General features: G+C 40.6%; 29 protein-coding genes and 2 pseudogenes. All 31 read left to right on the top strand.

Annotated features, from left to right (window positions below; translation table 11 throughout):
* Positions 1-100 precede the first annotated feature (100 nt).
* The 31 genes and pseudogenes from BW724_RS19980 (at position 101) to BW724_RS19840 (ending at position 23,023) form a co-directional block, all read left to right on the top strand.
* Entirely contained in the window at positions 101-469 is a 369-nt protein-coding gene (locus tag BW724_RS19980; protein ID WP_328588729.1) for an HNH endonuclease, read from the top strand.
* 323 nt (positions 470-792) lie between these two features.
* Complete coding sequence (locus BW724_RS19975) at positions 793-2,055, top strand: site-specific DNA-methyltransferase (protein ID WP_088078087.1); 1,263 nt, start codon at positions 793-795, stop codon at positions 2,053-2,055.
* A gap of 89 nt (positions 2,056-2,144) precedes the next feature.
* The gene (locus tag BW724_RS19970) at positions 2,145-2,342 is read left to right on the top strand and encodes a hypothetical protein (RefSeq protein WP_088076876.1); all 198 of its coding nucleotides are present in this window, start codon (positions 2,145-2,147) and stop codon (positions 2,340-2,342) included.
* Positions 2,343-2,349: 7 nt separating this feature from the next.
* Positions 2,350-2,676, top strand: coding sequence for a hypothetical protein (locus tag BW724_RS19965; protein WP_088076875.1), 327 nt, complete (start codon positions 2,350-2,352; stop codon positions 2,674-2,676).
* Positions 2,677-2,964: 288 nt separating this feature from the next.
* Positions 2,965-3,726, top strand: a complete 762-nt coding sequence (locus BW724_RS19960; protein ID WP_088076874.1) for a virulence-related protein — start codon at positions 2,965-2,967, stop codon at positions 3,724-3,726.
* Positions 3,719-3,949 carry a hypothetical protein gene (locus tag BW724_RS19955; protein ID WP_088076873.1) on the top strand — a complete coding sequence of 77 codons (231 nt, stop codon included), beginning with the start codon at positions 3,719-3,721 and terminating at the stop codon, positions 3,947-3,949. The genes BW724_RS19960 and BW724_RS19955 overlap by 8 nt, the downstream gene beginning before the upstream one ends.
* Positions 3,949-4,158 (top strand): gamma-glutamylcyclotransferase, encoded by a 210-nt coding sequence (locus tag BW724_RS19950; protein WP_088076872.1) that lies wholly within the window; start codon positions 3,949-3,951, stop codon positions 4,156-4,158. The genes BW724_RS19955 and BW724_RS19950 overlap by 1 nt, the downstream gene beginning before the upstream one ends.
* A 68-nt stretch (positions 4,159-4,226) precedes the next feature.
* Positions 4,227-4,442 (top strand): hypothetical protein, encoded by a 216-nt coding sequence (locus tag BW724_RS19945; protein WP_088076871.1) that lies wholly within the window; start codon positions 4,227-4,229, stop codon positions 4,440-4,442.
* 82 nt (positions 4,443-4,524) lie between these two features.
* Positions 4,525-5,031, top strand: a complete 507-nt coding sequence (locus tag BW724_RS19940) for a phage terminase small subunit P27 family (RefSeq protein ID WP_088076870.1) — start codon at positions 4,525-4,527, stop codon at positions 5,029-5,031.
* Between the two features lie 25 nt (positions 5,032-5,056).
* Entirely contained in the window at positions 5,057-6,613 is a 1,557-nt protein-coding gene (locus BW724_RS19935; protein WP_088076869.1) for a terminase large subunit, read from the top strand.
* 79 nt (positions 6,614-6,692) lie between these two features.
* Entirely contained in the window at positions 6,693-7,949 is a 1,257-nt protein-coding gene (locus tag BW724_RS19930; RefSeq protein WP_088076868.1) for a phage portal protein, read from the top strand.
* Between the two features lie 68 nt (positions 7,950-8,017).
* Positions 8,018-8,797: a head maturation protease, ClpP-related gene (locus BW724_RS19925; RefSeq protein ID WP_088076867.1), complete on the top strand. Its 780-nt coding sequence runs from the start codon at positions 8,018-8,020 to the stop codon at positions 8,795-8,797.
* Between the two features lie 6 nt (positions 8,798-8,803).
* On the top strand, positions 8,804-9,994 hold the full coding sequence (locus tag BW724_RS19920) for a phage major capsid protein (protein WP_088076866.1): 1,191 nt from the start codon (positions 8,804-8,806) through the stop codon (positions 9,992-9,994).
* A 63-nt stretch (positions 9,995-10,057) separates the two neighbouring features.
* The gene (locus BW724_RS24000) at positions 10,058-10,579 is read left to right on the top strand and encodes a hypothetical protein (RefSeq protein ID WP_205160376.1); all 522 of its coding nucleotides are present in this window, start codon (positions 10,058-10,060) and stop codon (positions 10,577-10,579) included.
* A 24-nt stretch (positions 10,580-10,603) separates the two neighbouring features.
* Positions 10,604-10,915, top strand: coding sequence for a head-tail connector protein (locus tag BW724_RS19910; RefSeq protein WP_088076865.1), 312 nt, complete (start codon positions 10,604-10,606; stop codon positions 10,913-10,915).
* Between the two features lie 13 nt (positions 10,916-10,928).
* Positions 10,929-11,096: a hypothetical protein gene (locus tag BW724_RS23780; RefSeq protein ID WP_176371492.1), complete on the top strand. Its 168-nt coding sequence runs from the start codon at positions 10,929-10,931 to the stop codon at positions 11,094-11,096.
* A complete protein-coding gene (locus BW724_RS19905; RefSeq protein WP_235849029.1) occupies positions 11,071-11,385 on the top strand; it encodes a phage head completion protein in 315 nt (104 codons plus the stop codon). Before BW724_RS23780 ends, BW724_RS19905 begins: the two co-directional genes overlap by 26 nt.
* A gap of 16 nt (positions 11,386-11,401) precedes the next feature.
* Positions 11,402-11,833, top strand: a complete 432-nt coding sequence (locus BW724_RS19900) for an HK97-gp10 family putative phage morphogenesis protein (RefSeq protein WP_088076863.1) — start codon at positions 11,402-11,404, stop codon at positions 11,831-11,833.
* Between the two features lie 18 nt (positions 11,834-11,851).
* Positions 11,852-12,220, top strand: coding sequence for a hypothetical protein (locus BW724_RS19895; RefSeq protein ID WP_088076862.1), 369 nt, complete (start codon positions 11,852-11,854; stop codon positions 12,218-12,220).
* A 3-nt stretch (positions 12,221-12,223) separates the two neighbouring features.
* Positions 12,224-12,799, top strand: a pseudogene (locus BW724_RS19890) (major tail protein); the annotation flags it as partial.
* Between the two features lie 337 nt (positions 12,800-13,136).
* Positions 13,137-13,562: a hypothetical protein gene (locus tag BW724_RS19885; protein ID WP_088076860.1), complete on the top strand. Its 426-nt coding sequence runs from the start codon at positions 13,137-13,139 to the stop codon at positions 13,560-13,562.
* Between the two features lie 11 nt (positions 13,563-13,573).
* A complete protein-coding gene (locus BW724_RS23775; RefSeq protein ID WP_176371491.1) occupies positions 13,574-13,750 on the top strand; it encodes a hypothetical protein in 177 nt (58 codons plus the stop codon).
* 69 nt (positions 13,751-13,819) lie between these two features.
* The gene (locus BW724_RS19880) at positions 13,820-14,008 is read left to right on the top strand and encodes a hypothetical protein (RefSeq protein ID WP_088076859.1); all 189 of its coding nucleotides are present in this window, start codon (positions 13,820-13,822) and stop codon (positions 14,006-14,008) included.
* Positions 14,009-14,091: 83 nt separating this feature from the next.
* On the top strand, positions 14,092-16,365 hold the full coding sequence (locus tag BW724_RS19875) for a phage tail protein (protein WP_088076858.1): 2,274 nt from the start codon (positions 14,092-14,094) through the stop codon (positions 16,363-16,365).
* A 37-nt stretch (positions 16,366-16,402) separates the two neighbouring features.
* Positions 16,403-17,560, top strand: coding sequence for a phage tail protein (locus BW724_RS19870; RefSeq protein ID WP_088076857.1), 1,158 nt, complete (start codon positions 16,403-16,405; stop codon positions 17,558-17,560).
* An 87-nt stretch (positions 17,561-17,647) separates the two neighbouring features.
* A complete protein-coding gene (locus BW724_RS19865; RefSeq protein WP_088076856.1) occupies positions 17,648-18,241 on the top strand; it encodes a type IV toxin-antitoxin system AbiEi family antitoxin domain-containing protein in 594 nt (197 codons plus the stop codon).
* Positions 18,242-18,294: 53 nt separating this feature from the next.
* Positions 18,295-18,672: pseudogene (locus tag BW724_RS19860) on the top strand (DNA-binding protein); the annotation flags it as partial.
* A gap of 65 nt (positions 18,673-18,737) precedes the next feature.
* Complete coding sequence (locus BW724_RS19855) at positions 18,738-19,793, top strand: hypothetical protein (protein WP_088076855.1); 1,056 nt, start codon at positions 18,738-18,740, stop codon at positions 19,791-19,793.
* A gap of 352 nt (positions 19,794-20,145) precedes the next feature.
* Complete coding sequence (locus tag BW724_RS19850; protein ID WP_088076854.1) at positions 20,146-21,057, top strand: ABC-three component system protein; 912 nt, start codon at positions 20,146-20,148, stop codon at positions 21,055-21,057.
* Entirely contained in the window at positions 21,054-21,299 is a 246-nt protein-coding gene (locus BW724_RS19845) for an ABC-three component system middle component 6 (protein WP_088076853.1), read from the top strand. The genes BW724_RS19850 and BW724_RS19845 overlap by 4 nt, the downstream gene beginning before the upstream one ends.
* Complete coding sequence (locus BW724_RS19840) at positions 21,287-23,023, top strand: DUF2326 domain-containing protein (RefSeq protein ID WP_088076852.1); 1,737 nt, start codon at positions 21,287-21,289, stop codon at positions 23,021-23,023. Before BW724_RS19845 ends, BW724_RS19840 begins: the two co-directional genes overlap by 13 nt.
* Positions 23,024-23,185: the final 162 nt, after the last annotated feature.

Below are 23,185 nucleotides of genomic sequence, written 5' to 3'. Positions count from 1 at the left end.
TATATCGATACGATCTTAGGAAACGCAGCATTCTTGATATCACAGTCCTTGGGATTAGAAACCGAGGGCTTTTTCTATGCCTTAAATTATGAAATAGGTGATGGCAATGCCATGGAAACCAAAAACAATCTGTCGTTATCCCGGTTGTCATGAACTTGGCAGCGATAGGTATTGCGATAAACATAAAAAGAATGTAGCGAAAGAACAAAATAAATCCAGCTCCAGAATTTACACGTACCAATGGAGAAAGGTAAGCAAAGTGTATTTGAAAGAACATCCGTTGTGTATTAATTGTGAGCGTGATGGGAGACTAACTCCAGCAACTGAAGTGGACCATATCATTCCTCATAACGGTGACATGAAATTGTTCTGGGGTCAGACAAACTGGCAGTCGCTTTGTAAAAAGTGTCACAGTAAGAAGACAGCTCTTGAAGATGGTGGCTTCGGAAATGTTTCCAAGCACCCCTAGGGGGATCACATCTTACAAAAACTTTTGAGTCGACAACGCGCCAGGGTTTCGTGTAATAATTCGCAAAAATCGTAAGGGGGGGTATCTAAGCGGTTCTGATGTTGGTGGAACTGCACTAGAAACCTTTGAAAAACCTTATGAAAATAAGGATTACCGTACTTTAAATATTTAACAGAAGGTAGTATTTTTTTGATTAATATAAAGCGAAAAACGGTTATTTTTATCATGTTTTTAGCTATTTTTGAGCTCGGTCACTACGTCTCGGGCTTTTTTGCTGTTAATTAAATGATTGATTAAAAGGAGTTGGGAAGATGAACGAAGCAATGAATATCCGGAGGGTCCAAGTATCGGAGATTAAACCGGCCAAGTACAATCCTCGTAAGGATTTAAAGCCGGGGGATCCAGCTTATGAAAAGTTGAAACGCTCCATTACTGAATTTGGTTATGTGGAACCGATCATCTGGAATGAAGAAACGGGGAACATTGTCGGCGGCCACCAGCGATACAAAGTGGTTGTAGAAGAAGGTCATACCGAAGTGGAATGTGTCGTCGTAAAGTTAACGCCAGAAAGAGAGAAAGCACTTAATGTCGCTCTTAATAAAGTGACGGGTGACTGGGAGTTTGAAGCGTTGGCAGATCTACTGAAAGAACTAGATGAGCAAGACTTCGATGTCACGCTTACCGGTTTCGATGCAGCTGAAATTGACGATTTGTTTAGTCAAGTTCACGACAAGGATGCGAAAGATGATGATTACGATGTCAATCAAGCATTAGAAGAAGCCGCTTTTGTTCTCCCCGGTGATGTTTGGGAATTAGGTCGTCACCGTTTAGTGTGTGGCGATGCAACAAAAGAGGGAGATGTAGCTTTGCTGATGGATGGTAAGAAGGCAAATCTACTGGTAACGGACCCGCCTTACAATGTTGATTTTGAAAGTTCGAGCGGACTAAAAATACAAAACGATAAACAAGAGAACGAATCCTTTTTTCAGTTTTTATTAGCCGCCTTTAAGAATATGGCAGAGAATATGGCACCGGGAGCATCTGCTTATGTATTCCATGCCGATACCGAGGGGCTCAATTTTAGAAAAGCATTTATTGACGTAGGTTTCCATTTGAGTGGTGTGTGTATCTGGAAAAAGAACTCTCTTGTTCTGGGAAGGAGCCCATACAACTGGATCCATGAGCCGATTCTTTTTGGTTGGAAAAAGGGAGGCAAACACCGATGGTATACTGGCCGTTCGGAAACTACCGTCTGGACGTATGATAAACCAAAGAAAAATGGTGAACATCCAACAATGAAGCCAGTTCCGTTGTTATGCTACCCTATTAAGAATTCTTCCCAAGTCAATGGTATCGTTCTTGATACGTTTGGTGGCAGTGGCTCCACTCTTATTGCTTGTGAACAGATTGATAGAATTTGCTACACAATGGAGCTTGATCCGAAATATGCGACGGTAATTGTGAAGAGGTTTATTGAACAAGTCGGAACGGATGAAGATGTGTTTTTAATTCGTGATGGAAAGAAGATTGCTTTTGCTGATGTACCAAAACCAGAGGTTAATGTGGAAGAGGAATTGCTGCAGTAACAGTGTTTTGCTAACCTATGAATCTAGTTGCTATACACCCACGTGTATGGCAATATGCTACTACCTTAATAGAGATTGGAGGTGTAGCAATGGAAGAGCATGGAAAACCAATATGCAAGTTAGTCGGAGAAGATGGGAATATCTTTTGGATCCTCGGTCGGGTAAATAGAGCCTTAAAGGAAAACGGAAAAGCTGATGAAGCCAAGGAAGTAAGTGAGCGAGTGTTGGCATCTGGTTCCTATGATGAGGCCCTGCAAATTATGATGGAATACGTTGAGGTGGAGTGATGATTACATGAGAGCGATCTTTGGTAGAAAAGTAACCAACCTGACCGAGCTGAAAGAACTGACGGAACAAGCGATAAAGAGTGGGCAGCGGGGTCAAAGCTACTGCGTGATAAAAGAAGTCTTATTAGAAGATGACGAATTTCATTCTTTTGCAAAGGACTTCTTTAACGATCAGGCTTGGATCACGAAGGAAGATGGCGGAGTAATCGAGCAAAGAGAGGTTCGCTGCATTCGGGTGATTAACCAAGATACCGATGAAAAGGTACTTGTGAACAACGAAGGATATACATATCCCCGGTACACAGCGATTGAAACTCTGGTTGTTTCGGAGTAGGAGATAACTGTGCAATAACTCGAAGTGCCCCATGGAACAGAAAGTGCTGATACCTCTTACATTGAGAGGTGCAGAGCTACTTTGTTATACGTCGCAGTTGGCACATAATGTTTAGGATACTTAAAGTGAAATTTTAACTAGGGAATGGTTGCTGTTGCTATTATGAGCAACCATTTTTATGTGCAATTATAAAGCTAAAATAAATACTATTTTTCCCCAGAAATGCTTGCTATTACCTGTGTTTAGAGTGATATATGTACTACACCAAAACACAGGAGGTATTGAAAAATGAAAAGAAAAGAAATGGTCAAATTGTTAGGTGAATTTTTAGGAGTGAAACCAAAGTTTCTTAACGCACCAACCTTTAATTACGAAATTGTAACCGAAGAGGAAACCTACACCATCGACAGGCTTGGAACAATCACAACTTCAACTGGAGAAGTAAAGACTTACGAAGAGATTATTAACCCACCAGCACCGAAAGAAGAGCCAGAGCAGCCGGCCGAAGAAAAGCATGAGCCCTTAGAGATTGACGGTTTAGAAGTTACGCTTCCGCTAGAAGGGCACACCGGAACCACCCTACGAAATCTAGTAAACATGCTTTTTAGCAAGCAGCACCTAATCATAAAGGCTTTTGAAATGACCGAGCCACTGATGGATGGAACCTTTGCAGAGGATTTAAGCTCCAAGGAAGTTAGCACTTTTGAAGAGTTTAAGAAAGCACTCGAGGAAATCGGAAAGGAAAAGATCCCAGGCCTAACCTTTGATTTTGAAATAGAAACCTTCACGATCAAGCTAAAAGCGCCAAACTTGGACCCGGATAAGATTGCAGCCTTTCAAGACCTCGCCGTACTCATTAACCAAAGTGCCCAAAAGCAAAAACGGGCATCGTTTAAACAAGCACAGGACGACAATCCGAAATACGCCTTCCGAACATGGCTCATTCGCCTAGGGATGAATGGCAGCGAATATAAAACAACAAGGAAAGTGCTACTTGCAAACCTTGAAGGAAGCGGAGCCTTTAGAAAAGCGGGTGAGCCGAATGAATAGGGAAACCTACCGAGCGATGATACGAGGGTTGATTGCTACCATCATTGAAAAAGAGGTAGTGCTTGGCGAAGCAGATGCAAAAGAAAGTGTACTCACCATTCTCGATTTGCTTGAGGATTTAGACCTTTTTTGGAACAGCGACATGGAATTCGAAGAGAATGCCGAACACCTTCAGCGTTTCATCAACACAACTCGAGAAAAGTACACATTGGGGAGGCAGTGATGGATACATTTTTTACTCAAACACACTGTGACCGATGTGGCGGTAGCTTAAAAGGCGGACGGATTATGTCGATGTACAATACCGATTGCCTGTGCATGACTTGTAAAGACAAAGAGTCAAAACAGGACGACTATGATGAGGCGGTTAAAGCCGATCATGAGGAAATCAAGAAGGGAAATTACAATTATAAAGGAATTCACGGCCAATAATTAACTTGCTATCCCCTGCTTTTAGAGTGATGTATAGACATACCAAAACGCAGGGAGGTAAGTTACACATGGTTAAAGATGAGGAACGAATGCTGCAGGGGAATGTTGATGCATTACGAGGTATGGAACTTCTAGTGAAGCAAAAAAGGGATTTACTAGCATCCGGATATCAAAAAGATCAAATGTTTTTAATGCCGGGAATGTTAGTTTTAAAGCTTGAAGATGGTGAAGTACGCTGGATGGTTTTTGAAGGGGAGTTCAAGATGGAAATATGGAAGGCATAAAAAATACAAAAGTTAACGCTTAGGAATCGGGTCTATCAAGAGATAGGCTTTTTCTTTTGTTCAATTTGAGGAGGTGAAAGCTATGGCAGGTAAAGGAAGGCCGCCAAAACCAACAGCGATAAAAGAACTGGAAGGTAATCCGGGAAAACGACCTTTGAATAAAAACGAACCGAGGCCGGTGAAAAAGGCACCGAAATGCCCGTCATGGCTGGAGCCTGATGCGAAAAAAGAATGGCGGAGACTTTCTGAAGAATTAGAAACGATGGGGTTATTAACACATGTTGATATGGCTGCCTTTGCTGGCTATTGCCAGGCTTATGCGAGGTGGAAAGAAGCGGAAGAGTTTATTTCAAAGCACGGTTCGATTTTAAAGACCAGCTCAGGCTATATCCAGCAGATCCCACAGGTATCGATTGCTCAGCAAAACTTAAAACAAATGCGAAACTTTTGCTCGGAACTGGGGCTTAGTCCGTCTGCAAGAAGCAGGCTGAATATTAACAATTCAGGTAACACGGTCGAAGGTGACGAGATGGAAGAGCTGCTTTTATCTATTCCGAAAGCAGAAGACATTATGAACAGCTCGGATTAGGTCGATCAGGAAGGAGGAGATAGTTATGCCTTATAGTGAGGCCCATGCCAATCATGCAGTGAATTTTATCCAGAACTTAAAACTGACCAAAGGGAAATGGGCCGGGAAACCGTTTATCCTTCTCCCTTGGGAACTTGATTTGGTGAAGAAGCTTTTTGGCACGTTGCGGGAAGATGGTACAAGACAATATCGCACCTCCTATGTGGAAATAGGAAAGAAAAACGGCAAGTCAGAACTTGGTGCTGCCATTGCTCTTTATATGCTTTTGGCTGACGGTGAACCAAATGCTGAAGTATATGTAGCTGCTTGTGACCGCCAGCAAGCCAGTATCATTTTTAATACGAGCGTCAATTTTGTGGAAGGAAACAGGACGTTATCAAAAGTTACGAACACAGTCCGTTCTACTAAACGAGTTGTTTATCCGAAGACGGGAAGCTTTTATCAAGTATTAAGTTCAGACGTAAAATCGAAATCAGGGATCAACGCATCATGTGTAATCTTAGATGAAATCTGGACGTATCCGAATGCGGACTTGGCAAAGATGCTCACCACAGGTTCTGGTGATGCGAGAAGCCAACCGCTCTTTCTTTATTTGACGACAGCCGGGAATAAACTCTCCGGCTATGGATGGGAAATGCATTGTAAAGCGAAAGACATCTTAGATGGGAAAAGGGTCGATCCTACATTCCTTTCTATCATTTATGGATTAGAAGAAGATGCAGACATTGAAGATGAAAACAATTGGTACAAGGCTAATCCTAGTCTTGGTCACACCATTCAAATAGATCGAGTTAGGGAACATTATCAGCAAGTAAAAGATGACCCAGCAGACTTGGCGCTTTTTAAGCAGCTACGGTTGAACATGTGGTTAAAACAAGAAATCAAATGGATGCCGATGGACAAATGGGATCATTGTAACTTTGTTGTCGATCCAGAGGAGTTGAAAGGTCGGGTTTGTTACGGTGGCTTGGATTTATCATCTACCAGTGACGTTACCGCTTTTGTTTTAGTCTTTCCACCTGAAGATGAAGACGACAAATACCAGGTGTTGCCTTTCTTTTGGTTGCCAGAAGAAACGTTGCCTCAAAGGGTAAAACGAGATGGTGTACCTTATGATATTTGGAATAAACAAGGGTTGTTAAATCTTACAGAAGGAAACGTGGTCCACTATGGCTTTATTGAGAAGTTCATTGAAAAGCTAGGGGAGCAATATAACATCCGAGAAATTGTTTATGACCGCTGGGGAGCTACTCAAATGAGTCAAAATCTAGAGGGAATGGGCTTAACAGTTGTTCCTTTTGGTCAAGGGTTCAAAGATATGTCACCACCAACCAAGGAAATGATGCGACTCGTATTAAGTAAACAAGTTGCTCATGGTGGACATCCGGTTCTTCGTTGGATGGCAGATAACATTGTCGTTAAGACCGATCCCGCTGGCAACATTAAAGTGGATAAGGAGAAATCAACGGAGAAAATTGATGGCATTGTCGCAATGATTATGGGACTGGCTCGAGCGATGGTAAATCCAACTGATGATGGAAGTTCGATATATGATGAGCGGGATATGATTATTTTAGGTTAAGTTTTGCGTTTATGCTTTAATTGTTTGTCATTTGAGCATGAAAGCAAAATTTAATGGAGAAAGGAGTGATGAAAAACGTATGTTTGAATTTCTAAAAGGATTTTTTAAAGCCCGTGATAATCCTACTGACAGAGTCAGCTCGGCACCAAACTTTTACATGGGACAAAGTGTGTCAGGGGCAATGGTGAATGAGCGAAGTTCGATGCAGACAACAGCGGTATTTGCATGTGTTCGAATCATTGCGGAGACGGTCGCTTCCTTACCATTACACACCTATAAGTATGCCGGTGATGGAAAAGAAAAGATGGTTGACCATCCATTGTACAGGATCCTCCATGACGAACCGAATCCGGAAATGACGTCCTTTACAATTAGAGAAACGATCATGACACACCTTCTATTGTGGGGGAATGCGTACTGCCAAATCATTCGAAATGGTCGTGGTGATGTGATTGGCCTTTATCCTTTGCTCCCAGATAAAATGACTGTGGACCGAGACGGAAGGGGTGACCTTTATTATGCCTACAAAAAAGAGGGTATTACTCATTACCTTGGGCCAGAAGAAGTATTACACATACCAGGTCTAGGCTTTGATGGCGTGATGGGGTACTCCCCAGTCGCCCTTGCTAAAAATGCCATTGGCCTGAACATTGCAGCTGAAGAATATGGAGGTCGGTTCTTCGCTAATAATGCCACTCCTAGTGGGGTCCTTTCTACAGAAGGAACGATTAAAAACCCGACAAAAGTGAGAGATGCTTGGCAAGCAGCTTATGGTGGCAGTGGCAACAGTAACAAGGTAGCTGTTTTAGAAGATGGTTTGAAATACCAAGCCATTAGCATGCCCAATTCCGATGCACAGTTTTTAGAAACTCGGAAGTTTCAGATTGAAGAGATCTGCCGAATATTTCAGGTGCCACCTCACATGGTTGCCGATTTAAGTAAAAGTTCGTTTAGTAACATTGAGAATCAATCCATCAGCTTTGTGGTCCATACCGTCAGACCATGGATTGTAAGAATTGAACAGGCGATGAACCGTAAACTTTTTAAAGAAAGTGAGAAGGGACAATGCTTTGTATCTTTTAATGCCTCTGCCCTCATGCGTGGGGATTACAAATCACGAATGGATGGGTACGCCATTGGTATTCAGAACGGATTTTTCTCTGTTAATGATGTAAGGCGCATGGAGAACTTGGACCCGATTGCTGCTGAAGAAGGTGGTGACCTTTACTTAACAAATGGCAACATGCTCCCACTGAAGATGGCAGGAGCTTATGCAAAGAAAGCGTTAAAAGAGAGTGAGGGGGAGGCTGATGAAGTAGATGAAACAACAACTTAACTAAGATAAAAGGCGACAGCATCTCAATATTGAGGTGTATTTTTTATGCCCAAAAGGAGGTTTGAAAAATGGATAAATTTTGGCGCTGGGTAACGAATGAAGCCGGAGAAAAGCCAGTACGCACACTGCACATGGAAGGGTACATCGCTGAGTCCTCTTGGTTTGATGATGACATCACCCCTAAGCAGTTTAAAACAGAGCTTTATGGCACTGGGAATGTAACAGATGACATCGTTGTGAAAATCCATTCCCCAGGTGGTGACTGCTTTGCGGCAGCGCAAATCTACAACATGTTAAAGGAATATCCAGGACACATCAGTGTTCAGGTCGATGGGCTTGCTGCAAGTGCTGCCTCTGTGATTGCCATGGCAGGCGACGAGGTGGTTGTTTCACCACTATCGGTGTTAATGATCCACAACCCGGCTATGTTCATTGGTGGGGAAGTGTCGGATCTGGAGGCTGGAATTAATCTTTTAAGCGAAGTCAAAGAGAGCATTATCAATGCTTATCAGATTAAAACCGGTCTTTCGAGAACAAAAATCGCTCACATGATGAATGCAGAAACATGGATGAGTGCCCATAAGGCAATTGAATTAAAGTTTGCTGACCGCATTCTTTATGAACATGAACCGACGGCTGAAGGGGCTGACGGTTTTATTTTTGACAAGCTAACCGTCACAAACACGTTGATTCATAAGCTACCTGGGGTTCAGGCCAAGTTACCCAAAATAGTATCCCCCCATGCAACTGATAGTTTCAAAGAACCACAGGATAGCCAAGGGCAAGAAATTCAAATTCCAGTAGACCAGCTAGAAAAACGGCTGGAACTGATTAAAAATTGGAGGTAGAAAAATATGAATAGAATTCAAGAGTTACGAGAAAAACGAGCAAAGGTCTGGGATCAAGCCAAGAAGTTTTTAGATGAGCGTCGTCAGGAAAATGGCCTTATTTCACCTGAGGACAATGCCACCTATGAAAAGATGGAAAAGGAAGTTGTAGACCTTGGGAAAGAGGTAGAACGATTAGAACGTCAAGAAGCAGTGGACCGAGAACTATCAGCTGCGGTTTCCAAACCGTTAGCCGGTCGCCCTGAAAAATCAAAAGAAGGAAAGACAGGTAGAGCGACTGATAATTACCGAACAGCTTTCTGGGGTGCAATGAGAAACAAGATGAACCCTTCCGTGCAAAATGCCTTACAAATTGGCCAAGACTCTGAAGGTGGTTTTCTTGTTCCAGATGAATACGAGCAACAATTAATTCAGGCATTAGAAGAAGCGAATGTATTACGACAGCTGTGTAATGTTATTAATACAAGTCATGGCGATAGAAAAATTCCAGTGGTAGCCAGTCACGGAAGTGCAGCTTGGATGGATGAAGAGAGTGCCTTCCAAGAAAACGATGATACGTTCACCCAAGTAAGTCTTTCAGCGTATAAGCTTGGCACGATGTTAAAGGTATCTGATGAGCTTTTACACGATAGCTTCTTTGACCTTGAAGGGTATGTGGCTGAAGAGTTTGCAAGAAGAATTGGTGCTGCTGAAGAAGAAGCGTTCCTTTTAGGAAATGGTAGCAGCAAACCGACTGGACTTCTTAATAGTACTGGTGGGGCTAGCCTTGGAGTGACAGCTTCAAGTGCCACTGCGATTTCAATGGATGAAGTGTTTGATTTGTATCATAGCTTGAAGTCAGCTTATCGAAAGAATGCAACATTTGTGGTGAATGATGCAACAGTGAAAGCCATTCGAAAGCTAAAAGATGGACAAGGGCAGTATTTATGGCAGCCTTCTGTCACTGCAGGTACACCAGATACGATTTTAAATCGCCCGGTGCAAACTTCTCAGTACATGCCAACAGCTGCTGCTGGTGAGAAAACGATACTTTTCGGTGATTTCAATTACTACTGGATTGCGGATCGTCAAGGACGAACCTTTAAGCGATTGAACGAATTATATGCAGCAAACGGTCAAGTTGGCTTCTTAGCTTGGCAACGACTTGATGCCAAACTGATTCTTCCTGAAGCAGTGAAGGTGCTCCAACAAAAATAGTAAATAACGATAGGTAGTCTCTTCATTGGGGCTACCTATTTGAATTAAAGGAGGGGAACAACCATGGGGTATAACACAAAGAATTACACCGAACAGGGTGGAGAGAAAACGGTCATTGGTGGTGAGCTAACCATTGAAAAGAGTGGGAAGTTAACTTTTGACGGAAGTGAAGTTTCTCAAGCTACTTTCCAATCTGATAGTGAAGCTTCTTCTGTTGCTGGGATCGTTTCTGATTTTAATAAATTGCTAGGAAAGCTGAGGAGTGCAGGGGTGGTGTTTCCGGAAGCACCACTGATTACGATTTTAATAGAACCGCTGGATATTACCGTAACGGAAGGCAGCATTGAAGAAAGTCTTGGTCTTGAAGCTAGCGTTACGGGCAGTGGAGACCTCGCTTATCAATGGTATAGCAATACAACGGAAAGTGATAGTGGCGGTACATTGATTGAAGATGCTACTGATCCTGTTTTTGTACTTCCTACTGATATAACTGCAGGTACGTATTATTACTACTGTGTTGTTAGTGCTGAAGAAGCTGAAAATGTGACTTCTAGAGTCATAACTGTAACGGTTGAGGAAGCGTAATGAAAGTGACCGGTGGTGGTTAACGTGAGCGCACTACTTGAAAAGGTAAAAGCAAACCTCATTATCAGTCATGACGAGGATGATGCCCTTATCGAAAGCTATGTTGCGGCTGCCAAATCTTATGCCGAGAGCTTTCAGCAATTAGATGAGGGCTATTACAACGAATATCCCATATCATCAGCTACCGAGCAAGGAATTATCATGCTGGCTACTCATTTTTATGAGAGTCGCGATGGTTCCAGCGGTGGCTTTTTTGGTAACAACTTCAGAGCAGGTGATCAAGTTTGGAAAACCGTCCATCTCTTACTTCGTACAGGCAAGGAGTGGAAGGTCTGAGGGAGGAAGGCTCATGAAATTCAGCAAGCAGCATCGAAAAAAGCAAAAGCGCTGTTATCGAAAAGGGAGAAAGAAAAACCGGAACAGAGACAATCGTGTGGAGAAGGTAGAGAAGGAAGTTAAGCAGGTAGGTGTGGATGATGAGTTTAGGGAAGATGAATATTTTTGTCGATATTTTTAATCGAAATCAATCAAAAGATAGTGAGGGCTTTGTCACACAAATAGACGATTTCGTCGCCAGTGTCAGAGCCTTTCGAGAAGAACGGCATGGTTCAAGGAAGTGGGCCAACTTGGCAGCATTTACAGATGCCAATGCGATTTTTAAGTTTCGAAGGGTACCAGGATTAGAGATTCGAAGTGGCATGCTATTTGTTTGTGATAAAAGTAGATACACCGTTATTAGTGTAGAAGACATTAACGGAATGTACACGGAGGTCCTCGCTGAAAAAATAGAGCCTTCAAAGGCATAGTAGGGAGGTGAACGACTTGGCAAAAGCATCTATTAAAATGCCTGACGATTTTCTTTTAAAAGTATCCTCTCTCGCTGGTAAAACCGATGAAATCATCCCTAGAGTTTTACAAGAGGGTGGCGAAGTGGTGAAAACCAGGGTTAAATCGAATCTTGAAGCAGTGGTGGGAAAAAACTTGAAAGAAGATCCCCGTTCTACCGGTGAGTTAATCAATGCTTTAGGTGTAACACCAGCGGGGGTGGACCGAAAAGGTGAGTATAACGTGAAGGTTGGATTTGACGAACCGAGAAGGGATGGCGTGTCGAACGCAAAGCTTGCGAACATTCTCGAACATGGTAAATCTGGTCAGCCACCGAAGCCTTTTTTAAGACCTGCTAGGAATTCTAGTCGAAAGCCAGCTATCGAAGTGATGAAACAAAAGCTAGATGAAGAGATTCGTAAATTGTAACCAGGAAGGAGGCAGAGGATGGTCAAGTACAACAGCATTTTAAAAGATATAAAAGTGGTTCTTAAGCAAACAGAGATTCCAATTGAAACAGGGATCTTCAGTAAAAAAGCACCTGATGAGTATTTGGTCATCACACCGATGAGCGACGTTTTTGAGTTGTTTGCGGATAATCTGCCTCAACATGAAATACAAGAAGCTCGCCTTTCTCTTTTTAGTAAACGTAATTATATGGAGCGAAAAAATGAAGTTGTCGATTTACTAATGGCAGCCGATTTCACCATTAGCGACCGACGTTATGTTGGTTTTGAAAGAGATACTGGTTATCACCACTTTTCCATTGATGTAGCAAAGGAATATGAAATGAATTTTATTATGGAAGGAGAATAACAAATGGCAACGATAGGACTTGATCGTTTATTTTATGCCAACATTACAGAAGATGAAAATGGCATTGAGAGTTATGGAACTCCTAAGGTACTAGCAAAAGCAATGACAGCTGAACTAAGTGTTGAGCTGATTGAAGCCATTCTGTATGCCGATGACGGGGCGTCTGAAATTGTAAAAGAGTTTCAAAGCGGTACTTTAAATCTTGGGATTGACGACATTGGACCACTGGCAGCTCAGGATTTAACAGGCTGTAAAGTTGATAGCAATAACGTCATCGTTTCAAGAAGTGAAGATGGAGGGAATCCGGTGGCCATTGGATTTCGTGCCAAAAAGTCGAACGGGAGATATCGCTACTTCTGGTTGTATCGTGTGATTTTCAGCATTCCTACCACAAGCCTTGCGACAAAAGGAGAATCGATTACATTTAGTAGTCCGACCATTGAAGGAACCGTTTTTAGACGAAACAAATTGGATGGAGAAAGCAAACACCCGTGGAAGGCAGAGGTGACGGAAGGCGATTCAGGCGTTGCGACTTCAACAATCTCAGAATGGTTTAGTGCAGTGTATGAACCTGATTTCACCCCAGTGGAACCCGTGATCACCATTACGACTCAGCCTGAAGAGTTAACAGAAACTACTGAAGGCAGTATTTCAGGTAGCCTTTCTGTCGTAGCAAGTGTGAATACAAGCCATCCAATCACTTATCAGTGGTATGAAAATACGACAGATAGCACGACTGGTGGAACGGTTATTAATGGAGAAACATCAGCAAGTTTCAATCTTCCAACAGACTTACTTGCTGGAACGTATTACTACTATTGTGTGCTTAGTTCCGTTGGTGCGACAGATGTCAAAACTGATGTTGCGACTGTAATTGTATCGTAAATGCATGAGGCTTATGGGAGGATGATGAAAATTGACAAATGAACAGGTAGAGACGAACTCTCTTGATGTAGATGAGGTAGCGAATGAAAGAAGTGCAGCCATTGAAATTGGTGGGGTGAAGTATAAGCTCGTTTTGACTACCAAAGCAACCAAGGAAATCGCAAAACGCTATGGCGGTTTAGAAAATCTCGGAACGAAGCTTGTGGAGAACAAGGACTTTGAATTGGCTTTAGATGAAGTTGTCTGGCTCGTTACTTTACTCGCTAACCAGTCCATCCTCATTCACAATATCAGAAATAAGGATGACAAGAAGGAATTATTGGAAGAAGATGAGGTGGAGCTGTTAACGACACCTTTTGAATTAGCAGAGTACAAAAATGCCATCATGGTCAGCATGATGAAAGGCACAAAACGTCATATAGCGAGTGAACCAGAAAAAAACGTGGAAGTCGGGTAAGCGATGATGAGTTGTTTATCCGACTTCTTTATTATGGAACGGCCCATTTAAACCGTCGAGAAGAAGAAGTCTGGCTCATGCCTTTGGGCTACTTAATGGATCTATGGGAATGTCATAAGCAGTTTACTGGAATAGCAAAACCGCTGAGGGAAATATCGATTGATGATGTGATTCCGGTTGGGATTTAAAATGAAATAAAGTGGGTTGAGCTTTTTTTAGTTAGAGGTATACTGTTAGCAAAAGAAGGAGTTGATTGTGTGACTGGTGACAGACAGGCAAAAGCCAATATTAGTTCATTTACTCTAGATGAAGAAGCTGCTAAAAAAATCATTTCTACTCCACGTACAATACTTAATGAAACAGATGTATTCAATGATATGAGGCATAGTAAATCAGAACGGATTGCTAATGCAAAAAGAATATTGGATTCAAGGAAAGAAAAGTAGTTTATTTACAAGTTAGTTATACACGGAACCCGTTACAGAGACTGGGTTTCTTTTTTTATGTCTAAAAGAGAGGAGGTGGAAATGTGTCCGATAATTTTGGTCTGAAAATTGGTGTCGAAGGAGAAAAAGAGTTTAAAAATGCCTTAAGGGATATCAACCGAAACTTTAAAGTGCTAGGGAGTGAGATGAAACTCGTTAGTTCTCAATTTGATAAGCAAGACAAATCGATTGAGGCGGTTACTGCTAGAAATGCTGTACTTAATAAAGAGATTGATGCCCAGAAAGATAAAATTGGCACGCTGGAGAAGGCCCTCGAGAATGCGGCTTCTTCCTTTGGCGAAAATGATAAACGCACCCAAGCTTGGCAAATTCAGCTGAACAATGCCAAAGCTGCCCTAAACGGAATGGAAAGTGAGCTAGATGAAAATAACCGAACCCTAGAAGCGGCGAGTGAAGGTTTTGATGAAGCAGGAAGTGAAGCTGATAAATTTGGAGATGAAGTTAAAGATGCAGCGGACACTGCAGATGATGCAGGGGGTAAATTTGAAAAGTTAGGTTCAGTTGTAAAAGGTGTAGCGGTTGGAATTGGTGTAGCCATGGCTGCCATTGGAACTGCAGCAGTTACAGCGGGAAAGAAGTTGTACGATATGGCCAACGATGCGGCTGCAGCAGGGGATGAAATCGACAAAGCGAGTCAACGAGTTGGTTTTTCCAAAGAGGCTTATCAGGAATGGGAATACGTTTTATCTCAAAATGGCGCCAGTATCGATACGTTAGATAATGGTATGAAGAAACTAAATAACACTGTCGATGATGCGATTAACGGAAGTGACTCTGCTGCGAAGAGATTTGAGCGATTAGGTATCTCTATGGAGGATTTACAAGGAAAAAGTCGTGAAGAAATCTTTGAAATGACGGTTCGTGGCCTTCAAGGGATGACAGATGAAAGTGAAAAAGCAGCGGTAGCCAATGATCTACTCGGGAGTTCATCTGTAGAATTATCAGCTTTACTCAACCAAACAGCGGAAGGTACAGATGAACTGAAGCAAAAAGCTCATGAACTCGGACTCGTCATGAGTGAAGATGCGGTAAATGCAGCTGTTGAATACACAGATGCGATGGATAATTTCACAAGAACATTCCAGGCAGTCAAAAACAACATCGCTTCTGAATTGTTACCGGGATTTACGATGATCCTTGACGGCTTAACTGGTCTTATTACAGGACAAGAAGGGGCATCCGAAAAGCTAAAGCAAGGAGCGGAAGAAACCGTTCAACAGATTGGAGAGATTCTCCCTCGAATATTGGATGTGGTGACGGGTCTTATTTCAGCGATTGCTGAAGTAGCTCCAGAATTAGTGATGGCTCTTGTGAACGGTATTATCGAGAATTTACCGACGTTAATTACAGCGGCAACAAGCATCATCATGACTTTAGTAAGTGGCATTATCGAAGCCCTGCCTCAAATCACCGAGGGAGCACTTCAGTTGGTACTCGCTCTTGTTAATGGCATCGTCGAAAATCTACCTTCCTTAGTTGAAGCGGCGCTGGTAATGGTCGTTACCTTGGCAGAAGGGATTGGAGAAGCCATACCTGAACTCATCCCTGTCATTGTGGAAACGATCATGGTCATTGTAAATACAATCCTCAGTAACTTGGATATGGTTTTAGATGCAGCTTTCAAAATTATTGAAGGGTTAGCACTGGGATTAATCAATGCACTTCCAAGACTTGTCGAAGCACTGCCTACTATTATTTTAACCCTTATCAACTTTATCACCGGGAACTTACCAAGGATTGTCGAGATGGGAGTAAAGCTGATTATTCAATTAGCGGCTGGAATTATTCAAGCCATTCCCCAGCTTGTTGCTCAATTGCCACAAGTCATTTCCGCTCTCCTCGTTGGCCTAGGCAAAGCGGTTTTATCTATAGGTGCCATTGGTCGCGATATTGTTCGCGGTCTTTGGAATGGGATCTCTTCTATGATTGGTTGGATCCAAGATAAGGTTGGCAGCTTTGTCGGTGGGATTGTCAGCAATGTAAAAGGGGTCCTTGGCATTCGTTCCCCTTCTAGGGTCTTTGCTGGCATTGGTGAGAACATGGGTGAAGGGATTGGAGAAGGTTTTTCTAGTGCGATGAGTGATGTAGAAAAAGACATGGAAGGTGCGATTCCAACTGACTTTGATCTTGACCTGAATAGTGAAATTGGTGCGACAGCCAAAGGAGCAAACGGATCGCTACTAGATGTGACTATTCCTTTGACCATTGATGGAACGGTATTAACTCGAATTATCGCCCAACTTCAATGGAACCAAAACACTGTAACCATTAGGAACTTAGGAGTTGCTAAATCATAGGTGAACCACACTTGGCAGAAAGGAGGGCAGGTAAGCCATGATTGAAGTTTATGCAGGGAACACCCTGATCCAAACTGTGAAAAAGGTTATGACCGCTAATATTCGAGAAACGCTAGAAGGAGAGTTCACCCTATCATTTACGGTACTGGCGAAATCTGCCCTTGCTTTAAAGACGAAACAGCTGGCCAAGATAAATGAGCAATTCTTTGAAATTGTCCAGATTAACAAGTCAATTCAGGGCAGCCTGCCAATTTGTTCGGTGACTTGTGAACATGTATCTTACACCTTAAATAATGATTGGTATAGAATCGACGACTTTGATTTTTCCGGAGATCCAGCAGAAGGACTTGAATTACTACTAGCTGGTACTCCTTTTTCCGTAGGGATTGTTGAATTTACAGACACTATTAATATAAAAATTAATCAGCTCGTTAGAAGGCGAGCAGCTCTGATGCAGTTCATCGGCCTTTTAGGTGGAGAGCTCGAGTACGATGGTTATCAAATAAACATTCGTAGTCATCGAGGGAGCATGGAACATAAAGCAGTTATGGATTCCAAAAACGTGACCAATGTATCGGTGTCATATGACTCGAGGGAAAATGCCTCTTCTTATGATATTTCCTTCTTTAAGCTCTTGAACCTATCCGTTGGCGACAATGTTCATATCGTTTTTAAGCCGCTAGGTATCAATGTGAAAACGAGGATTATTTCATTGGAGTATAACCCTTTCTATCGATACAACATTCGGGTAGAAGTGGGAAGGTACAGGCCTAGCATCTCTGATACGTTTTATCGAATTGAAAGCTCCATGAATACAGTGGAATCGTCAATCACACAGGTTGGAAGTTCCGTCGATGGTCTTCAACACCAAGTGAATCAACTAGGCATTTCCTACACGATTGTGAAAAACCTGACTGTCGATGCTAGTTCTATTAATGTCACTTATGAAGTAGAAAAAGGGGACACCCATCAGTACCATGCTCAATACAGTTACACTGCGGACAGTAATGGAAGAATAACATCGATTACGCTTGAAGATATTTTTTCGGAATTGCTATTAAAAGAAGTGTCTTCTTTGTTGGTAGATGCTTCGAGGTTTGAGATTACTTATGTAGATGGGACTACAGCGAATTATGATTATACGACCGATAGCAGTGGTCGGATTACTGGGATTGATAAGGTGTTGGAGGGATAGAGTATGAGTTACGGTCCTCATGTTTTTTTGCATATATGCTCAAATTATTTATAATTAAAGCATAAAAGCAAAAATGAGGTTGGTTTAATGGGATATCGAGAACAGTTAGAGGATTTAATTGCTGAAAATCAAGGACTTATTTTTACAAAGGAAGTTGAAAGGAAAGGGATCCCACGACATTATTTAACGTTATTAATGCGAGAGGGAAAGCTTGAGAGAGTTGCAAACGGTACATACGTTACATCGGATGCATTGGAAGATGAAATGTATATCCTTCAAGTAAAGAGGCAAAGAGTAATTTTTTCTCATGAAACAGCATTAAATCTGTATGATTTAACCGACAGGATACCTCTTGAGTGGTCAGTTACAGTACCATACGGCTATAACGGGACTAATCTAAGAAAGTCAGGCATTCAGGTTTATACTGTGAAAAGATCCCATTATTTAATGGGGGTAACAGAGGCAGAAACGATATTTGGAAGAAAAATCAAAACTTACAATAAGGAAAGAACGATTTGTGACATTGCCCGTAACCGACATAATATGGATGTTGCTGTTTTAAACGAAGCAATTAGAAGGTATTCCAGGAGTAGTGAAAAGAATATTCCGCAACTCTTAAGATATGCAAAAGAATTAGGGGTTCAAAAAATAGTAAGAAATTATATGGAGATGTTTTTATAAAGGGAAGTTTAGCGATGAAGTGGATTATCTCTAAGAAAAAAGGAAGTGTTCGAATGAAAAATGCCCCAGATGTATTGTGGTTGATTTGGCAGAACGAAGAAACTGAACAATGTTACTACGTTGGTAACTTAATTCTTCATCAAGATGGCACGTATACATTTTCTTATGAGTTAAGTGGGAAGAGACAAACTTTAACTGAAGCAATGCAAAATGGGTATAAGCCACATTTATCATTTCGAGATATAGAAAAGACTTATGTTTCTGACCGGCTTTTTGGACCCTTTGCACGTCGATTACCGGATAAAAGGAGACCAGATTTTAAAGGGATTTTAAAAGCTAACCATCTAACTTCAGACTACACAGATATGGATTTATTACGTGTGACAGGTGGAAGATTAGCCACTGACTCATATGAATTTGCAGTACCAATTAGAACGTAGCTCATCACTATTACCGGGTGGTGGGCTATTTTCATGCCGAAACGGAGGGATAGTTTGTGAGTTATGATCGAAATTTCAATAACACATTAGCGATCTGGACAGCTTTTGGTGGCAGAGGTGAACTTATTCTTCCTATCCCTACCTTGAACTGGCAAAGAAAATATTATTACGACTTTGGCTACAGCCAATATGGAAGTGAGAGACAAATCAATGTCTATGATAATGGGAATGTACAAATAGCTGTGTATTATGCGAAAACACCATATATGTCCTATTACAACAAGACCACGGGTCAATGGACAGTGGTAGATGTATCTTGGTGGGCACATGGGGAGCCGGAAATTCTTTATGCTGGCGGTGGTGTATTTATAGCAAAAATCACAGGGTTTGCAAACATCATCGCTTCTTTTGACGGCATCACCTGGCATAATGCTGGATACTGTGTTGGAGCACAAAATGCGATGACAACTGGTGCCTATGATATGGATAGGGGAAGTGGAATTGTCAGTTGGTGGTACAATCAAACCCCTATTTATTATAGTTTTGATTCCCTGACAGAAAGAACTGAATGGCCATTAGCAAGCGGTGGTGGTGTTCCAATCTTTAGATATCTGACTACCCATAAAGGGCAATTTGTTGGTGTGGTTGGTGGTGACCGATCGATTGCAGCAGCAAGTTCATCTAGTCCTGGACTTTGGAATACGACTATACCTGAAGATGCAAATGATAGTCGGTACATGTTTATTCGTTCTGTTAATGGAAAACTGTTTGTGATGAGATGGCGATATGTGAACAACACCTATCATGTAAATCTTTGTGTGTTAAATGATAGTGCCACTCAGCTAACGGAAACGAACCTTTCTCATGTTGGCGATCTTGCTGACAACCGTATCGCTAATCCACAAAATATCATCTGGATGGAAGCTTGGGGGAAGTTTGCTCTTTTTAATGAAAGCACACTTTATGTTTCTGGCGATGGCCTGACATGGGAAGGAGTAGAGCAACCAGGCTTTACAACAACAACCTATGATACCTTTGGTGGAGCTATTTATGTACCGGGAGATGGGTTTTATGTGAAGGCGAGTGGGTTTGTGTATTATGCTCCGTATTAATAAAAATTAGCCAGTAATGTGTCCCTTTCAATGTACAAGTCAACAGTTCAACTATGGTAAAATGAAGTTGAAGTAATGGTGGTTTAGCACCATAAAAACTTGACACTTTATCTGGGTTAAGGGTGCCAGCCACTGGCATGTAGTAGGTTAACATGTCATTAGACTGGGAAAGCAGTATAATAACCTGACTATTCTAGCGAGAGTAAGATGCTGGTTTATTGGCAAGCAACTGAAAGAATACATTTAGTTAATTATAATTACCAAAAATATGTTAAAATTTCAGTTATAATTAAGAATTTAAACCGTAAATAAATCGGCCTCGCTGAATGTTTAATGATAAGGGAGTATTTGCATGAACTCACAAGAAAAGACCATGTTAAGAATAATATTTCAAAATAGAATACACAAAAGTGATGCTCAATCATTTGAAGATCTATTTACATCTGTGATGAATTATGCAGAAAAAGATTTCAAACCTATTAAACCTTGGGGGAATATTGGAGACAGAAAAAATGATGGATATATAAAACAGACTGGAACATACTATCAAGTTTTTGCTCCGGAAGATATAAAAAAATCTTATCCAAGTGCGGTAAAAAAGCTTCATACAGATTTTAATGGCTTAATGAAACAGTGGTCCCCGGTGAATAGGTTTTATTTTGTAATAAATGATAAATATGATGGGGTACATCCTGATATAGATCAAGAAATGGAAAAAATAAAAGTAGAGCATGGTTTAGAAGATGCAGCAATTCTTATCGCCAAGGATCTGGAAAATATATTGTTTGAATTGGAAGATGATCAAATATTTAATATTGTAGGTATGCCACCAGATCCAAGTAGTATTAAAAATATTGATTACTCTATATTAAATCAGGTAATTTCGCATATTATGGAATTGCCGATACATTCCAATGAAGATGGAAAAATAGTGTTACCTGATTGGGACAAAAAAATTCAATTCAATAATTTATCTGATACAGTAGCAAGGTATCTGGATACAGCTTGTCTACAACTCGATAACTTAGAAGCATATTTAGCAAACAACAGTTACTTTGTTGCAGATGAATTGAGAGATAAGTTGAATGAAGTTTATCAACAGGAAAAGATAAACAAAAGTGGCGATCAATTATTTATGGCCATGGTAGAACAGCTCAGTCCCAAACAAACTCAACCTTATCAAAATATCGTGATTATTATAATGGCAAAATATTTTGAGACCTGCGATATATTTGAAGAACCAAGGGAGGAGGAAGAAAGATGATTATGCCAACAAAACACACCCATTTTTCAGAGTCATTACTTGGATTCGGCGGATATATATTGAAGAAGCTAGATACTAAAAAATCAGTAGATGATCTCTGGAACGAATATCAAAAGGATTTATCCGATTATCGTTTTGATGCAAAGCATAGTTTCGATAACTTGTTACTTACACTTGTATTTTTACACTCCCTTGGTGCTATTGAGGAAAGTGGGGGAGGTATAATGAAATGCGGCTCATAAAAGTATCTGCGAACCAACCAACTTTTAAAACTGTTTACTTTAACAAAAGTGGATTAAACTTCATTATAGCCAGAAAGAAAAATGAATCAGTAACAAATATAAGAAAGACGTACAATGGTGTCGGAAAGTCATTGTTAATCAGTATTATTCATTTTTGTTTAGGCGCTGATAAAGATAGATATAAATCGTTTTGCAATGAACTTACTGACTGGTCTTTTACATTGGAATTTGAAATTAAAGGGAAGAATCACACAGCTACTAGATCTACAGCCAATCCAGGAAGGATATTACTTAATAATGAAGAGTTACCCGTAAAACGATTTAATTCAAAGGTTGAAGAGGTATGTTTTAATATACCTGAAAAAATACCCTTTTTGTCTTTTCGATCGTTGTTTAAATACTTCATACGTCCAGGTAAAGAAAGCTATTTGAACTTTGATGAAGCAAGCGCTAATCGGAACCCTTATCAAAAAATGTTATACAACTCTTTTCTCTTAGGATTAGATATAAATTTAGCGAATAAAAAGTATGAATTAAGGAAAGAGAAACAGCGGATTGAAAAGTTAGAATCAAATTTTAGAAATGATGACTTACTAAAGGATTTTTTTACTGGACAGAAAGATGTTTCCCTGACTATATCTGATCTAGATGAAAAAATTAAGCGGCTTGAGACGAATTTAAAGAACTTTAAAGTAGCTGAGGATTATCATGCTGTTCAATTAAAAGCTGACCGGGTGGAAGAAAGACTATTCAAGCTCAATAATAACATTATTTTACTGGGAAATAATGTTAAGTCAATTGAGAGAAGTTTGAGTGTTGAACCGAATAAAGATAATACTAATGATATACAAAGGGTGTATGAAGAAGCTAATATTCATTTTAATGAATCAGTATCGAAAACTTTAACTGATTTAGAGTCCTTTTATGAGAAACTAGTCACTAATCGTAAACGGAGGCTGTTGGAACAAAAAACACGTTTTGAATCCGAGGTTGAAGAAAAGTCAAAAGAAGTAAAGAAAATGCAAGTAGAACTAGATCGTTTAATGAAATATCTTGGTGATCACCAAGCTTTAGATGTTTTTGTTTCGCTTAGTGAAGAAGTGTCCAATCTTAAAGCTAAACGAGAAAATTTGCAGAAATACCAAGAGCTACAATCGGAGTATAAGGAGAAAATCAGAGAAATTAAGAAGGACCAGCTTGATCAATCTCAACAAACAGATGATTACCTTGAACGAATGCATGCCGAAATTGCAGAACAAAGAAATTTCTTTCGTACTTTGGCTAAACGCTTTTATCCAGACAGTACGTCAGGTTTGACCATTGACAATAATGATGGAGACAACCTACAAAGATTTGATATTGATGCGAAGATTGAATCAGATAACTCGGATGGTATCAATAACGTTAAAATATTCTGTTATGACTTGACTTTGTTATTCAAGGGACGAAACCATAATATAAATTCTCTATTTCACGACAGTCGTTTATTCGATGGCATTGATGAACGTCAAAAAACAGAGATGATTAAGGTTTTGAATGACACATTCAACGATTCTGATAAACAGTATATAGCTTCTGTTAATCAGAATCAGCTTAACGAAATTAAACAAATTCTCGACGAAGAGCAATATAAGGATATCATTGAAAAGCATGTAGTCTTGGAGTTAACAGATAACGATGCTTCTGAGAAATTGCTCGGGATTCAAGTGAATATTGAAGATTAAAATGAATATTTCAATTGCTCATCATTTATTATGGTGGGCTTTTTTCATGTCCTTTTAGAGATGTGATAGTTTTTCACCTTGGACTCTGACATTCAATTGGTAAAAAATACAGACGCTTTATGACCTAAATAGTCACAGGCGTCTTTTTATATACATCAAACT

It is taken from the genome of Litchfieldia alkalitelluris, from assembly GCF_002153425.1.
Classification (GTDB): Bacteria; Bacillota; Bacilli; order Bacillales; family Salisediminibacteriaceae; genus Evansella; species Evansella alkalicola.
This window is presented reverse-complemented; position numbering and strand designations above follow the sequence as displayed.

What these genes read in the sequence shown, in the direction of transcription:
- BW724_RS19950 (WP_088076872.1), top strand. Translation starts at nt 3,949, where the DNA reads ATGGATACATTTTTTACTCAAACACACTGTGACCGATGTGGCGGTAGC.
- BW724_RS19930 (WP_088076868.1), top strand. Translation starts at nt 6,693, where the DNA reads ATGTTTGAATTTCTAAAAGGATTTTTTAAAGCCCGTGATAATCCTACT.
- BW724_RS19965 (WP_088076875.1), top strand. Translation starts at nt 2,350, where the DNA reads ATGAGAGCGATCTTTGGTAGAAAAGTAACCAACCTGACCGAGCTGAAA.
- BW724_RS19975 (WP_088078087.1), top strand. Translation starts at nt 793, where the DNA reads ATGAATATCCGGAGGGTCCAAGTATCGGAGATTAAACCGGCCAAGTAC.
- BW724_RS19920 (WP_088076866.1), top strand. Translation starts at nt 8,804, where the DNA reads ATGAATAGAATTCAAGAGTTACGAGAAAAACGAGCAAAGGTCTGGGAT.
- BW724_RS19980 (WP_328588729.1), top strand. Translation starts at nt 101, where the DNA reads ATGGCAATGCCATGGAAACCAAAAACAATCTGTCGTTATCCCGGTTGT.
- BW724_RS19865 (WP_088076856.1), top strand. Translation starts at nt 17,648, where the DNA reads ATGGGATATCGAGAACAGTTAGAGGATTTAATTGCTGAAAATCAAGGA.
- BW724_RS19940 (WP_088076870.1), top strand. Translation starts at nt 4,525, where the DNA reads ATGGCAGGTAAAGGAAGGCCGCCAAAACCAACAGCGATAAAAGAACTG.
- BW724_RS19905 (WP_235849029.1), top strand. Translation starts at nt 11,071, where the DNA reads ATGAATATTTTTGTCGATATTTTTAATCGAAATCAATCAAAAGATAGT.
- BW724_RS19970 (WP_088076876.1), top strand. Translation starts at nt 2,145, where the DNA reads ATGGAAGAGCATGGAAAACCAATATGCAAGTTAGTCGGAGAAGATGGG.
- BW724_RS24000 (WP_205160376.1), top strand. Translation starts at nt 10,058, where the DNA reads ATGGGGTATAACACAAAGAATTACACCGAACAGGGTGGAGAGAAAACG.
- BW724_RS19955 (WP_088076873.1), top strand. Translation starts at nt 3,719, where the DNA reads ATGAATAGGGAAACCTACCGAGCGATGATACGAGGGTTGATTGCTACC.
- BW724_RS19945 (WP_088076871.1), top strand. Translation starts at nt 4,227, where the DNA reads ATGGTTAAAGATGAGGAACGAATGCTGCAGGGGAATGTTGATGCATTA.
- BW724_RS19840 (WP_088076852.1), top strand. Translation starts at nt 21,287, where the DNA reads ATGCGGCTCATAAAAGTATCTGCGAACCAACCAACTTTTAAAACTGTT.
- BW724_RS19870 (WP_088076857.1), top strand. Translation starts at nt 16,403, where the DNA reads ATGATTGAAGTTTATGCAGGGAACACCCTGATCCAAACTGTGAAAAAG.
- BW724_RS23780 (WP_176371492.1), top strand. Translation starts at nt 10,929, where the DNA reads ATGAAATTCAGCAAGCAGCATCGAAAAAAGCAAAAGCGCTGTTATCGA.
- BW724_RS19895 (WP_088076862.1), top strand. Translation starts at nt 11,852, where the DNA reads ATGGTCAAGTACAACAGCATTTTAAAAGATATAAAAGTGGTTCTTAAG.
- BW724_RS19935 (WP_088076869.1), top strand. Translation starts at nt 5,057, where the DNA reads ATGCCTTATAGTGAGGCCCATGCCAATCATGCAGTGAATTTTATCCAG.
- BW724_RS19850 (WP_088076854.1), top strand. Translation starts at nt 20,146, where the DNA reads ATGAACTCACAAGAAAAGACCATGTTAAGAATAATATTTCAAAATAGA.
- BW724_RS19925 (WP_088076867.1), top strand. Translation starts at nt 8,018, where the DNA reads ATGGATAAATTTTGGCGCTGGGTAACGAATGAAGCCGGAGAAAAGCCA.
- BW724_RS19845 (WP_088076853.1), top strand. Translation starts at nt 21,054, where the DNA reads ATGATTATGCCAACAAAACACACCCATTTTTCAGAGTCATTACTTGGA.
- BW724_RS19960 (WP_088076874.1), top strand. Translation starts at nt 2,965, where the DNA reads ATGAAAAGAAAAGAAATGGTCAAATTGTTAGGTGAATTTTTAGGAGTG.